Below are 12,355 nucleotides of genomic sequence, written 5' to 3' on the forward strand. Positions count from 1 at the left end.
CACCACCCGCCCCTCGTCACCTGCGCGTGGTCGCGGGACCCGCTCACGCTGGGCCCCGCGACCGCGCGCCGGACGACGGGGAGACCAACGACGGTTATCTGGAGGACCTGATGAGCAGCACCATCCGCGTCGCCGTGCTCGGCGCCGCCGGCCGCATGGGCTCGACGACGTGCGCGGCCGTCGAGGCCGCCGCGGACCTGGAGCTCGTGGCCCGCGTCGACGTGGGCGACGACGTCGCCACCGCCGTGCGCGAGTCGGGCGCCCAGGTGGCGATCGACTTCACGATCCCGTCGGCGACCGAGGCGAACGTGCACGCGCTGCTGGACGCGGGCGTGCATGCCGTCGTCGGCGCGACCGGGTGGACCGACGAGTCCAAGGCTCGCGTCGCGGAGCACCTGGAGCGCGTGGGTGGCGGGCTCGGCGTCGTCATCGCCCCCAACTTCGGGCTGTCCGCCGTGCTGGCGATGCAGTTCGCCGCCAAGGCCGCCCGGTACTTCGAGTCCGCCGAGGTGGTCGAGCTGCACCACCCGAACAAGGTCGACGCGCCGTCGGGCACCGCCCGGCACACGGCCGCGGCGATCGCCGCGGCGCGGCGCGACGCGGGCCTCGGCCCGATGCCCGACGCCACCGAGGAGGGCTGGGAGGCCCGCGGCGCCGACGTCGACGGCGTCCGCGTGCACGCCGTCCGGCTGCGCGGCCTCGTGGCGCACGAGGAGGTCCTGCTCGGCAACCCCGGCGAGCAGCTGGTCATCCGCCAGGACTCCTTCGACCGGGTCTCGTTCATGCCGGGCGTGCTGCTCGCCGTGCGCGAGGTCGTGCGGCGCCCCGGCCTGACGGTCGGGCTCGAGCACCTGCTGGACCTGGCGTGAGCGGAGCGGGGGAGCCGGCCCGCCGACGGCTGCCGCGCGGTGTCGTCGGCCTCGTCGTCGTCCTCCTGCTGCTGGCGCTGTACGGGTCGGTCGTGGTGAGCCGCGGCATCGGCCTGGTCCGCACGGGCAACGGCGTGGGGATCGGGATCGGCATCGCGGTGCTGGTGCTGCCGCTCCTCGTGCTCGGGCTGATCGCCGCCGAGCTGCGCCTGGCCACGCGCGTGCAGCGCATGGCCGACCAGCTGGCCGCGGCGGGCGAGCTGCCCGTCGACGACCTGCCGCGCTCGCCCGGCGGCCGCATCGACCGCGGCGCGGCGGACGCCGCCTTCGGCGCCTACCGCGACGCCGTGGAGGCCGCGCCGGAGAGCTGGCAGGCCTGGTACCGGCTGGCGTTCGCGTACGACGCCTCGGGCGACCGCAAACGGGCGCGCGCCGCCCTGCGCAAGGCGGCGGCGCTGTACTGAGGCCCCTCCGGGCCGCGGCCCCTCAGGCGGGCAGCCGCGTCCAGCAGTAGAGCGTGTGCCGCACGTCCTGGGCCCGGTGCGCCAGCGCGGCGAGCGCGATGACGGCCGGGGTGAGGCGTTCGGGGCGGTGCTCGTGCGCCAGCTGCCGCAGCTCGGGCGTGCGCGCCCACCGGCTGGCGACGTCGGCCAGGCGGCCGCGCGTCGTCTCGGCCAGCGCCTGCACCAGGCCCTCGGACACCGTGACCACCCACGGGCCCTCCTCGCCGCCGCCGACCACCTGACCGTGCCGCAGGTCCGCCGCGCACTCGCGGTACGGGCGGCCGCTGAGCAGGTGGTGCAGCGTGCCGAGCATGACGAACGGCTCGATCGACGGCAGGGTCACGGTGTCGAAGAGGGGCTCGCCCGAGCCTTGCGCGAGCGCGGACGGCCCGTCGGGCTCCAGCAGTGCGAGCACCGCGACGTCGTCGGACGCCGCGGCAAAGTACTCGGTCACGATCGCTGCCCTCACTGGCGTCCCCATCACCCCATCGTGCGGCCGGGGTGCTAGGGCCGTGTCACCGCCGTGTGACGGGCACGTGACATCGTGCTCTCGTGTGGCCCGATCCCGTTCAGGCGGCCTCCGCCGCGCCCTCGACGGCGTCGAGGGCCGCCTCGACGTCGGTGTGCGTCGGCACCCAGGTGCGCCACGTGAGCACGATCCCGACGACGAGCAGCGCGGCCGTGAGCAGGAACGGGTAGGTGCGGTTCATGCCCGAGAGCCACCCCGAGATCCAGCCGAACGGGGCCGCCGCCAGCATGACGACCGTGCGCTGGAGGGCCATGACGCGCGAGCGCTCCGCCTCGTCGACGTGCAGCGCCACGAGCGACTCCGAGAGCATGAACATCATGCCGCCGCCGAACGCGTCGAGCAGCAGGCACACCCCCAGGAACACGTAGGTCTGCACGGTCGCGGTCCCCGACGCCGTCGGGACTACGACGAGCAGCAGCTGCCCGGCGAGGTACACGCCCATGCCCCACAACGTGGGCCGCTTGAGGTCCACCGCCGTCGTCAGGCGCGGGATCAGCGTGAAGAACAGCACCATCGACAGCACCGAGCGCACCATCGGGAAGAACGGCAGCACGGCGTCGGGCACGCCCAGGTGCTGGCTGACCACCACCTGCCAGAACGTGCCGTTGACGAGGAACACCGCGGCGGCGAGGGCCATGATCGCGAGGGACAGCAGCGAGCCCTTCGACCGCACGAGCATGCCGAGCACGCCGCGGTAGCCGGCGAACAGCTGCCAGACGCTCTGCTCGCGGGTCTCGGCCATGCGGATCCTGCCCTGCCGCGTCTCGTGCGACCACAGGTACAGCCAGACGATCTTGACGCCCATGACGACGGCGGCGTTGACCATGAGGATCCGCACGGCGTGGTCGAGGCCCAGCTGGGCCACGAGGATCGCGGCGATGGGGGCGAACAGCGCGGAGCAGTCCGCGGCGACCTTCACGAGCGAGTAGATGCGCGTGATCTTGCCGCGCTCGGCGTCCTCGACCATGAGGGCGTCCCACGAGTTCTGCGTCACCTGCATCGCCCCGTTGACGAGCGACGCCGCGAGGAAGAACCAGAAGTTCTGCGCGAACGCCCAGATCACGCAGGGGATCACCCAGGCGAGCACGTCGAACCACGCCGTCGTGGCCCGCCGGCCGAGGCGGTCGGTGATGATGCCGCCCGCCAGCCCGAAGAACACCTGCGACACCATGCCGAGGCTCGCCAGCAGACCGATCTGCGCGTCGTGCAGGCCCGTCGCGAGCATGAACACCGACAGGTACGGCAGCACCAGGGCCATGGACAGGCCCCAGAGGGGCTCGGTCCACACGCAGGCGCGCGGGTTGCCGCGGAGCTGGGCGAGGGTCCGCCACAGGGAGGTGTCGCTCGAGGTCACCGGAGTAGTCAACCAGCCCGCGGCGCGGCGGTGGCAGGTGCGGCGCCGGCGACGGGCGCCCCGGGCGCGCAGGCCCGTCAGATCAGGGCCGACCAGCGCCGCTCGACGACGCTGCGCACCCCGTCGTCGTCCACGCCGACGGCGAGCGCCCGCTCCGTGCCGTCCGGCCCCAGCCCGGACTGCGTCAGGAACCGCTCGCGCGCGGCGTCGCCCTCGATGACCCACGTGACGATCTCCCGGGCGTCGTCGGCGCGCAGCCGGTCGACGGCGGCCGCGAGCAGCCGCGAGCCGTGGCCGCGACGGCGGTGGGCGGGGTCCACCTCGAGCGTGAGCAGCTGGCCGGGCGCGACGGCCGCGAACCCGACGAGCCGCGGGCCGTCGAGGGCGACGAGCACCGCGAACCCGGGACCGGGAGGGGCGGTGACGGCGTCGGCCCAGCGGGCGCGGACGGCGTCGTCGTCGACGAGGTCCACGACGGCGTCGCCCAGCGCGGGGGCGACGCGCCACGCGGCCGTCTGCACGCGCGTCACCGCGGCCTCGTCGCCGGGGACGGCGGGGCGCACGGAGACGTCGGCGGTCGCACCGTCGGCGGACGTGAACAGGGCCATGCGGCGACCCTAGCTGCACCTCGCCCTCAGAAGCGTCCATGTCGGCTGGGGGTGAGGCTCCGCTGCGGGCGGGTGCCTCGTTCCTCGGCCCTCACCCTCCGCTGCACCTCACCCCCAGAAGCGTCCATGTCGGCTGGGGGTGAGGCTCCGCTGCGGGCGAGTGCCTCGTTCCTCGGCCCTCACCCTCCGCTGCACCTCACCCCCAGCCGAGGGCGCGCAGGCCTGCTGCCGTGGCCGCCGCCAGCACCACCACGACGACGAACGGGGCGCGCAGCGCGAAGGCGAGCGCCGCGACGGCCAGCGCGGGCACGCGTGCGTCGACCGTGAGGCTCCGCCCGTCGGCGACGGTCTGCACCACCATGAGCGAGACGAGCAGCCCCACCGTCACGAGCGAGGTGAGGCGCGCGACGCGGGGGTCCGCGAGCCGGTGCTCGGGCACCAGGTGGCCCACGAGCTTGAGCGCGTAGCAGGCGAGGGAGGCGAGCAGCACGGTCGCCCAGACGACGCCGGGGGTCATCGGGTGGCTCCTTCGGGCTCGGGGCTGGCGTCGTCGTCGGGCTGCGTCCGCCCGTCGTCGGGCCCGGGCGCGGCGTCACCCACCACGAGGCCGACGACGATCGCGGCCGCGGCCGCCCCGATGACGGGGACGCCGGGCGGCACGAACGGGACGAGGGCGACGGAGACGGCGGCCGCGACGGCCGCGACGAGCTGCGCGCGACGCGGCGCGAGCCGCGGCCACACGAGCCCCAGGAACGCTGCCGCGGCGGCGGCGTCGAGGCCCCAGGCGCGCGGGTCGCCGAGCGCGTCGCCCGCGAGCGCGCCCAGCAGCGTGAAGAGGTTCCACAGCACGAAGACGCCCACGCCGGCCACCCAGAACCCGACGCGCGCCGCACGGCGGTCGTTCTGGGCGGCGGAGACGGCCGTCGACTCGTCGATCGTCACCTGCGCGGCGAGCAGCCGGCGCAGGCCGCGCGCCCGGACGACGGGCGTGACGACGGCCCCGTAGAGCCCGTTGCGGACGCCGAGCAGCGCGGCGGTCGCGACGGCCGCGCCGGGCGACCCGCCGGCCCCGATCACGCCGACGAGCGCGAACTGCGACCCGCCGGAGAACATGAGCAGGCTCAGCGCCATGGTGGGCCACACGCCCACGCCGGCCGCGACCGACAGCGCCCCGAACGAGATCCCGTACAGCCCCGTGGCGACCGCCACGGACAGCCCCTGCCGGACGGCGGCCCGCACCTGCGGGGTGGCGGCGTCGCGGGTCATACGGGCCAGGAAACCACACGCGCCGCGGGCGCCGTCGCGGTGCCCGGGACGCGGTCAGAGCGCCACGTACACCGTCTCCAGGTACTCCTCGACGCCCGCCTCGCCGCCCTCGCGCCCGAGCCCCGACTGCTTGAGACCGCCGAAGGGCGCGCTCGCGTCCGAGACCATGCCGCGGTTGATGCCGATCATCCCGGCCTCGAGGTCGTCCGACAGCCGCATCGCCCGGTCGAGCGACGTCGTGTACGCGTAGGCGGCCAGGCCGTGCTCGGTGTCGTTGGCCAGGGTGACGGCCTCGTCGTCGTCGGCGAACGCGACGACCGGCGCGACGGGGCCGAAGATCTCCTCGCGCGCGACGCGCGCGTCGGGGGTGACGCCCTGGAGGACCGTCGGGCGGTAGAAGAAGCCGCGGCCCTCGGGGCGCGTGCCGCCCGCGAGCACCTGGGCGCCGCCGTCGGCGGCGTCGACGACGAGCTCGTCGACCTTGTCGACGGCGGCGGCCTCGACGAGCGGCCCGACGTCGGTGCCGTCCGCCGCGCCGGGCCCCACGCGCAGGGCGTCGAAGCGCGCGGCGAGCCGGTGCGCGAACTCCCGGGCGAGCGAGTCGTGCACCAGGAACCGGTTGGCGGCCACGCAGGACTGGCCCGCGTTGCGCAGCTTCGCGACGACCGCGCCCTCGACCGCCGCGTCGAGGTCGGCGTCGGCCATCACGAGGAACGGGGCGTTGCCGCCCAGTTCCATCGACACATCGAGCACCTGCGCCGCCGCCTGCGCGAGCAGCGTGCGGCCCACCGCGGTGGAGCCCGTGAAGGACAGCTTGCGCAGGCGCGGGTCGGTCAGGAGGGGAGAGGTCGCGTCGGCGGCCCGCGACGTCGGCACCACGTTGACCACGCCGGCGGGCAGCCCGCGGGCCTCCAGCTCGGAGCGCAGCACCTCGGCCACGAGCATCGTCGTGAGCGGGGCCAGGTGCGCCGGCTTGACGACGACGGTGCACCCCGCCGCGAGCGCCGGCCCGATCTTGCGCGTGGCCATCGCGATGGGGAAGTTCCACGGCGTGATGAGCAGCGCCGGTCCGACGGGGCGCCGGCGCACGAGCTGACGGTTGGTGCCCGCGGGCGCGCGCCGGTCGAGGCCCGGCAGCCGCACGGCCTCCTCGGCGTACCAGCGCAGGAAGTCGGCGCCGTAGAGCACCTCGGCGCGGGCCTCGCCGAGCGGCTTGCCGCACTCGGCGGTGATGAGGGCGGCGACGTCGTCGGTGCGGGCGACGATGCGCTCGTACGCGGCGCGCAGCACCTCGCCGCGCTCGCGCGGCGCCGTCGTCCGCCAGGCGGGGGCGGCGGCGTGCGCGGCGGCGAGTGCGCGGCGCCCGTCCTCGGGCGAGCCGTCGGCGACGTCGAACAGGACCTCCTCGGTGGCGGGGTCGACCACCTCGAACGTGCGGCCTCCCGTCGCGGGGACCCAGCGCCCGCCGACCAGCAGGCCGGTGGGCAGGTGGGAGACGAGCGCGGGGGACAGGGTCGACGTCATGCAACGAGCATGCACCGCACGGGCCGCGCACGCCCACGCCCGTCCACACCCTGCCCGCCGCAGGGAACGCGGTGGCGCAGGCCGGTACGGTGATCCCATGGCACCGACGTCCCACCCCACCCGCCCCTTCGGAGCGCTGCTCACCGCCATGGTGACGCCCCTGACCCCCGACGGTGCGGTGGACCTGGACGCGGCCCGCACGCTCGCGACCTGGCTCGTCGACCAGGGCTGCGACGGCGTCGTGCTCAACGGCACCACGGGCGAGGCGCCCACCACGCACTCGCCGGAGAAGGCCGACCTCGTCGCGGCGGTCGTGGACGCGATCGGCGACCGTGCCGTCGTCGTTGCTGGTGCCGGGTCGAACGATACCGCGCACGCGGCCCGCATGGCCGCGCAGGCGGCCGAGGCCGGCGCCGACGGCATCCTCATCGTCTCGCCGTACTACTCGCGCCCCTCGCAGGAGGGCCTGGTGCGGCACATGGAGACCGTGGCCGACGCGGGCGGCAAGCCCGTCATGCTCTACGACGTCCCCGGCCGCGCCGGCGTGCGGATCTCCGCCGACGCGTACGCGCGCCTCGCCGAGCACCCGCTCGTCGTCGCGACCAAGGACGCCACGGGCGACGTCGCCGCGGCCGCCGGCCTGGCCGAGCGCACCGGCCTGGCCTGGTACTCGGGCGACGACGCGCTGCTCCTGCCGTTCCTCGCGCACGGCGGCGCGGGCGTCGTCTCCGTGGCCGCGCACGCCGTGCCCGCCGCCTTCGCCGCCGCGATCGCCGCCTGGGACGCCGGCGACACCGCCGGCGCGCTCGCCGCGTTCCGCACGACCCTGCCCGCGATCGCCGCGCTCAACGGCGCCGGCTTCCAGGCCGTCATGGCCAAGGCCGCCGTCGAGGCGCTCGGCGTGGTCAGCGGCCGCACCGTGCGGCTCCCGCTCGTCGAGGCCTCCGACGACGAGGCGGCCGCCGTGCGCGCGGGCCTCGTGGCCGCGGGCGTCCTCGCCTCCGCCTGACCTTGTTCCTGTCCACCCGCGAGACCCGGGAGAGCACGTGAGCCACCCGCACCCCGAGCTGACCCTGCCCCCTGCCCTGCCTGCGGGCGGCCTGCGCGTCGTCGCCCTCGGCGGCCTCGGCGAGGTCGGCCGCAACATGGCCGTCCTCGAGCACGCCGGCCGCCTGCTGATCATCGACTGCGGGGTGCTGTTCCCCGAGGACAACCAGCCCGGCGTCGACCTGATCCTGCCGGACTTCGACTACATCCGGGACCGGCTCGACGACGTCGAGGGCGTCGTGCTGACGCACGGGCACGAGGACCACATCGGCGCCGTGCCGTACCTGCTGCGCCTGCGCCGGGACATCCCCCTGCTGGGCTCGCAGCTCACGCTCGCGTTCGTCGAGGCGAAGCTCAAGGAGCACCGCATCTCGCCTGTGACGCTCGCCGTCAAGGAGGGCCAGACGGAGAAGCTCGGCCCGTTCGAGCTCGAGTTCGTCGCCGTCAACCACTCCATCCCCGACGCGCTCGCCGTCGCCGTGACCACGGCCGCCGGCACCGTGCTGCACACGGGCGACTTCAAGATGGACCAGCTGCCGCTCGACGGCCGCGTCACCGACCTGCGCGCCTTCGCCCGCCTGGGGGAGAAGGGCGTCGACCTGTTCATGGTCGACTCCACCAACGCCGAGGTGCCCGGGTTCGTCACGCCCGAGGTCGAGATCGGCCCCGTGCTCGACAGCGTGTTCGGGCAGGCCGACAAGCGCATCATCGTCGCCTCGTTCGCCTCGCACGTGCACCGCGTCCAGCAGGTGCTCAACGCCGCGCACCACCACGGGCGCCGCGTCGCGCTGGTCGGCCGGTCGATGGTGCGCAACATGGCCATCGCCGCCGAGCTCGGCTACCTCGACGTGCCCGAGGGCGTGCTCATCGACCTCAAGAAGGCCGGCGACCTGCCCGACGACAGAATCGTCTACATGTCCACCGGCTCCCAGGGCGAGCCCATGGCCGCGCTGAGCCGCATGGCCAACGGCGACCACCAGGTCCGGATCAGCCACGGCGACACCGTGATCCTCGCGTCGTCGCTCATCCCGGGCAACGAGAACTCGGTGTTCCGCGTCATCAACGGCCTGACCCGGCTCGGCGCCCGCGTCGTCCACTCGGGCAACGCCAAGGTGCACGTCTCCGGGCACTCCAGCGCCGGCGAGCTCCTGTACTGCTACAACATCCTCAAGCCCAAGAACGTCATGCCCGTGCACGGCGAGGTGCGCCACCTCGTCGCCAACGGGGCGCTCGCGGTCCGGACCGGTGTGCCCCCGGAGCGCGTGGTGCTCGCCGAGGACGGCGTCGTCATCGACCTCGTCGACGGCAAGGCGTCCGTCGTGGGCGCGGTGCCGTGCGGCTACGTGTACGTGGACGGGTCGTCCGTCGGCGAGATCACCGAGGCCGAGCTCAAGGACCGTCGCATCCTCGGCGAGGAGGGCTTCGTGTCCGTCTTCGCCGTGATCGACTCCGCGACGGGCAAGGTGCTCGCCGGCCCGCAGATCCTCGCGCGCGGCATGGCCGAGGACAACGCGGTGTTCGACGAGATCCAGCCCGAGGTCGTCAAGGCGCTCGAGGACGCGATCCGCGCCGGTGCGGCGGACACGTACCAGCTCCAGCAGGTCATGCGCCGCGTCATCGGGCAGTGGGTCAGCCGCCGCCTGCGGCGCCGACCGATGATCGTCCCGGTCGTGGTCGAGGCCTGAGGTGACGACGGAGCCCCGGCCCGGGGCGGGCGCCCGCCCGCCCCGGGCCGAGCTGCACCTGCACCTCGAGGGCACGCTCGAGCCCGAGCTGGCGTTCGCGCTCGCGGAGCGCAACGGCGTCGCGCTCCCGTTCGCCGACGTCGCGGCGCTGCGGGCCGCGTACGACTTCGGCGACCTGCAGTCGTTCCTCGACCTGTACTACGCGAACATGGCCGTGCTGCGGACGGCCGACGACTTCGCCGAGCTCACCCGCGCCTACCTGCGCCGCGCCGCGGCCGCCGGGGTGCGGCACGCGGAGATCATGTTCGACCCGCAGGCGCACCTGCTGCGCGGCGTGCCGCTGGCGACCGTCGTGGACGGGATCACCTCCGTGCTGGTGACGTCCGAGCGGGACTTCGGCGTCTCGACCCTGCTCATCGCCGCGTTCCTGCGCGACCGGCCCGCGGGGGAGGCGCTGTCGGTCCTCGACGCGCTGCTCGCGACGGGCGCACCGATCGCCGGCGTCGGGCTCGACTCGGCCGAGGTCGGCTCCGCCGCGCCCTTCGGGCCCGTGTTCGCACGGGCCGCTGCGGCGGGTCTGCGCCGCACCGCGCACGCGGGCGAGGAGGGACCGCCCGCGAACGTCGTCGAGGTGCTCGACGTGCTGGGCGCCGAGCGCGTCGACCACGGCGTCCGGGCCATGGAGGACCCGGCGCTCGTGGCCCGCCTCGCCCGCGACCGCGTGCCGCTCACGGTGTGCCCGCTGTCGAACGTGCGGCTCCAGGCCGTGCCGTCGCTCGCCGAGCACCCGCTGCCGCGCATGGTCGAGGCAGGGCTGCACGTGTCCGTGCACTCCGACGACCCCGCCTACTTCGGCGGCTACGTGGACGACGTCGACGACGCGCTGACCGCCACCTTCGGCATGGGGGCGCGCGAGCGGGCCGCGCTCGCGGCCGCGTCGTTCACCGGGTCGTTCCTGCCGGCCGACCGGGTGCGGGAGCATCTGCGCGAGGTCGAGGAGTGGGCCACCCGGGCGAGAGTGCGCGCCTCCAGCGGGTGAAGTCGACCGTCTGGCCCTCCAGGCGAGGAGCGCCCGTGGCCTGCGGTGCCGCGACACCACTAGCCTGGCGCAACTGTTCCTCCTGGAGGTTGTGAATGAGCGAGCCTCAGCACGTCCCGCCGCCGGCACCGGTCCCGGCGCCCGGCCCCGCGGTGCCCGCCCCGATGCCGGCCTACGGTGGGCACGCGTCGCCGTATGCGACGCCCGCCCCGGCGCCCTGGGGTCCCCAGGGCTGGCGCCCGCCGCTGCCGTCGGCGCCGCTGGGCCTGGGCACGGCGGTGATTGTGCTCGCGGGCGTGTGGACCGGGCTGCAGCTTCTGAGCCTCGCAACGTCGTTCGAGGCGGCCGACCGGCTCGCTGCTGCGGACGCGGCAGGCACCATCGCTCCCTTCACCACCTATGACTTCGTGGGCTTCCTGACATTCCCGGTGCAGATCGCCGCCTACGTCGTCGTCTGCCTCTGGCTGCAGGGCAGCCGGACGTTCTCCGAGGTCGCTGCGCCGATGGTGCGCCAGCCTCGGGGGCCGGCGTGGCTCTGGCTGGGGTGGATCGTCCCGGTTGTGTCGTTCTGGTTCCCCTACCAGGTCGTGCGGGACGTCGCGGGCGAGACCGGCGCGCGGCTGCGGATCACCCTCGGATGGTGGTGGGCCTGCTGGCTCGCGGCCATGTGGCTGACCAACCAGTCGGTCATCGCCGGCTCGGGGCTGGGATCCCGCGACCCGTCGACGCTCCCGGCCTTCGAGGCTCTCGTCACCGCGGCGCTCGTGGGTGCGTTCGTCCTCTGGGTCCGCATCGTCCGCGCCGTCACGGCATGGCAGAAGGGGCACCTCGCGTCCATCGGCTGAGCCCCCCGTCACCGGCGGGGCGCACCACCGAGGAGCGCAGGTCCCGCCGCTGCGAGCGTGGCGTCGTAGCGGGCCGCCCGCGCCCCGCCGTCGCCGGGGACGAGGCCGGCGAGCTCCAGGCTCACGAGGCCGTGGACGAGCGCCCACAGGGCGAGCGCGACGTCGGTGGCCCCGTCGGGGCGCAGGCGCGCCACGGCGTCGCGCAGCGCCAGGAAGGTGGGGCGCTCGACGGCCGGCGGAGCGCCTGCGCCCGGGGGCACCGCGCGCTCGAACATGACCCGGTAGAAGTGCGGGTCGGCGAGCGCGCTGACGCGGTAGGCGACGCCGAGAGCGAGGAGGTCGGCGGCGGCGTCGTCCGTCCGGCCTGCGGCGGCGAGGCGCTCGCCGAACCGGCGGAACCCCTCCTCGCTCACGGCGGCGACGAGCGCGTCGCGCGACCCGAAGAGCGCGTACACCGCTGACGCGCTCGTGCCGGCCCGCGCGGCGACGTCGCGCACGGTCACAGCGGCCTCGCCGTCGGAGGAGATGACCTGCGACGTCACCTCGAGCAGGCGGGTGCGCAGGGCCGCGTCATGGAGCCGGGGTCGTGCCATGGGACCGATCGTAGGGCCTTGACGGGTGTTGGGGAACGATGTTTCATAACAGTGTTCGCAAACGTGCGAGGTCACGGGGGACGAGATGATCGAGATCGATGGTGCCGCCCGGATCACCGCGGGCGTCGTGATGCTGACCATCGTCGGCATCGAGTCCGGCGGAGGGTTCGTGTTCCGGGTCGTGACCGGCAAGGTCGCCGCCACGGACTTCCAGAAGGCGTTCTTCCGCGCGGGGCACGCGCACGCGGGCGTCCTCGTGACGCTCGGTCTGGTGTGCCTGCTGCTCACGCAGGCGACCGACCTCGCCGGGGCCTGGCGGTGGCTCGCGGCGACGGGCGTGCTGTGGGGAGCGGTGCTGCTGCCGGGCGGGTTCTTCTTCTCGGCGATGGGCCCGGGCCGGACGTCGCCGAACCGCTGGAAGGTGCTGTTCCCGCTCGGGGGCGCGATGATCGCCGCCGGCACGGTGACGCTCGCCGTCGGGCTGCTCGCCTGA

Annotated in this window: 14 protein-coding genes; 7 read left to right on the forward strand and 7 right to left on the reverse strand. The window is 74.8% G+C overall.

The annotated features are described in order from the left end of the window. The first annotated feature begins 110 nt into the window (after positions 1–110). Together dapB and ET471_RS11540 are read left to right on the forward strand one after the other, a co-directional pair. Positions 111–869, forward strand: a complete 759-nt coding sequence (gene dapB / locus ET471_RS11535) for a 4-hydroxy-tetrahydrodipicolinate reductase (RefSeq protein WP_129188474.1) — start codon at positions 111–113, stop codon at positions 867–869. Beyond that, the gene (locus ET471_RS11540; protein ID WP_242496262.1) at positions 866–1,333 is read left to right on the forward strand and encodes a tetratricopeptide repeat protein; all 468 of its coding nucleotides are present in this window, start codon (positions 866–868) and stop codon (positions 1,331–1,333) included. The genes dapB and ET471_RS11540 overlap by 4 nt, the downstream gene beginning before the upstream one ends. Positions 1,334–1,355: 22 nt before the next feature. On the opposite strand, the gene ET471_RS11545 is transcribed toward ET471_RS11540, so the two are convergent. The 6 genes from ET471_RS11545 to ET471_RS11570 form a co-directional block, all read right to left on the reverse strand. Then, entirely contained in the window at positions 1,356–1,826 is a 471-nt protein-coding gene (locus ET471_RS11545; RefSeq protein ID WP_242496263.1) for a hypothetical protein, read from the reverse strand. 115 nt (positions 1,827–1,941) lie between these two features. Then, positions 1,942–3,255, reverse strand: coding sequence for an MFS transporter (locus ET471_RS11550; protein WP_129188478.1), 1,314 nt, complete (start codon positions 3,253–3,255; stop codon positions 1,942–1,944). Positions 3,256–3,332: 77 nt separating this feature from the next. Next, positions 3,333–3,863 carry a GNAT family N-acetyltransferase gene (locus ET471_RS11555; protein WP_129188480.1) on the reverse strand — a complete coding sequence of 177 codons (531 nt, stop codon included), beginning with the start codon at positions 3,861–3,863 and terminating at the stop codon, positions 3,333–3,335. A gap of 196 nt (positions 3,864–4,059) precedes the next feature. Continuing rightward, on the reverse strand, positions 4,060–4,380 hold the full coding sequence (locus ET471_RS11560) for an AzlD domain-containing protein (RefSeq protein WP_129188482.1): 321 nt from the start codon (positions 4,378–4,380) through the stop codon (positions 4,060–4,062). Beyond that, positions 4,377–5,129, reverse strand: coding sequence for an AzlC family ABC transporter permease (locus ET471_RS11565; RefSeq protein WP_129188484.1), 753 nt, complete (start codon positions 5,127–5,129; stop codon positions 4,377–4,379). Before ET471_RS11565 ends, ET471_RS11560 begins: the two co-directional genes overlap by 4 nt. A 54-nt stretch (positions 5,130–5,183) precedes the next feature. Beyond that, positions 5,184–6,653 carry an NAD-dependent succinate-semialdehyde dehydrogenase gene (locus ET471_RS11570; RefSeq protein ID WP_129188486.1) on the reverse strand — a complete coding sequence of 490 codons (1,470 nt, stop codon included), beginning with the start codon at positions 6,651–6,653 and terminating at the stop codon, positions 5,184–5,186. Positions 6,654–6,750: 97 nt separating this feature from the next. Here ET471_RS11570 and dapA point away from each other — a divergent pair, with 97 nt between their 5' ends. The 4 genes from dapA (at position 6,751) to ET471_RS11590 (ending at position 11,269) form a co-directional block, all read left to right on the forward strand. Then, entirely contained in the window at positions 6,751–7,662 is a 912-nt protein-coding gene (gene dapA / locus ET471_RS11575) for a 4-hydroxy-tetrahydrodipicolinate synthase (RefSeq protein WP_129188488.1), read from the forward strand. A 37-nt stretch (positions 7,663–7,699) separates the two neighbouring features. Then, positions 7,700–9,385: a ribonuclease J gene (locus tag ET471_RS11580; RefSeq protein WP_129188490.1), complete on the forward strand. Its 1,686-nt coding sequence runs from the start codon at positions 7,700–7,702 to the stop codon at positions 9,383–9,385. A gap of 1 nt (position 9,386) precedes the next feature. After that, positions 9,387–10,424, forward strand: a complete 1,038-nt coding sequence (locus ET471_RS11585) for an adenosine deaminase (protein ID WP_129188492.1) — start codon at positions 9,387–9,389, stop codon at positions 10,422–10,424. A 95-nt stretch (positions 10,425–10,519) separates the two neighbouring features. Next, entirely contained in the window at positions 10,520–11,269 is a 750-nt protein-coding gene (locus ET471_RS11590) for a DUF4328 domain-containing protein (protein ID WP_129188495.1), read from the forward strand. An 8-nt stretch (positions 11,270–11,277) separates the two neighbouring features. Here ET471_RS11590 and ET471_RS11595 read toward each other — a convergent pair whose 3' ends face one another. Further along, positions 11,278–11,862: a TetR/AcrR family transcriptional regulator gene (locus tag ET471_RS11595; RefSeq protein WP_129188497.1), complete on the reverse strand. Its 585-nt coding sequence runs from the start codon at positions 11,860–11,862 to the stop codon at positions 11,278–11,280. A gap of 85 nt (positions 11,863–11,947) precedes the next feature. Here ET471_RS11595 and ET471_RS11600 point away from each other — a divergent pair, with 85 nt between their 5' ends. Continuing rightward, a complete protein-coding gene (locus ET471_RS11600; protein ID WP_129188499.1) occupies positions 11,948–12,355 on the forward strand; it encodes a hypothetical protein in 408 nt (135 codons plus the stop codon).

It is taken from the genome of Xylanimonas protaetiae (assembly GCF_004135385.1).
In the GTDB taxonomy this organism is placed as follows: Bacteria; Actinomycetota; Actinomycetes; order Actinomycetales; family Cellulomonadaceae; genus Xylanimonas; species Xylanimonas protaetiae.

What these genes read in the sequence shown, in the direction of transcription:
- dapB (WP_129188474.1), top strand. Translation starts at nt 111, where the DNA reads ATGAGCAGCACCATCCGCGTCGCCGTGCTCGGCGCCGCCGGCCGCATG.
- ET471_RS11555 (WP_129188480.1), bottom strand. Translation starts at nt 3,863, where the DNA reads ATGGCCCTGTTCACGTCCGCCGACGGTGCGACCGCCGACGTCTCCGTG.
- ET471_RS11560 (WP_129188482.1), bottom strand. Translation starts at nt 4,380, where the DNA reads ATGACCCCCGGCGTCGTCTGGGCGACCGTGCTGCTCGCCTCCCTCGCC.
- ET471_RS11565 (WP_129188484.1), bottom strand. Translation starts at nt 5,129, where the DNA reads ATGACCCGCGACGCCGCCACCCCGCAGGTGCGGGCCGCCGTCCGGCAG.
- ET471_RS11570 (WP_129188486.1), bottom strand. Translation starts at nt 6,653, where the DNA reads ATGACGTCGACCCTGTCCCCCGCGCTCGTCTCCCACCTGCCCACCGGC.
- dapA (WP_129188488.1), top strand. Translation starts at nt 6,751, where the DNA reads ATGGCACCGACGTCCCACCCCACCCGCCCCTTCGGAGCGCTGCTCACC.
- ET471_RS11590 (WP_129188495.1), top strand. Translation starts at nt 10,520, where the DNA reads ATGAGCGAGCCTCAGCACGTCCCGCCGCCGGCACCGGTCCCGGCGCCC.
- ET471_RS11595 (WP_129188497.1), bottom strand. Translation starts at nt 11,862, where the DNA reads ATGGCACGACCCCGGCTCCATGACGCGGCCCTGCGCACCCGCCTGCTC.
- ET471_RS11600 (WP_129188499.1), top strand. Translation starts at nt 11,948, where the DNA reads ATGATCGAGATCGATGGTGCCGCCCGGATCACCGCGGGCGTCGTGATG.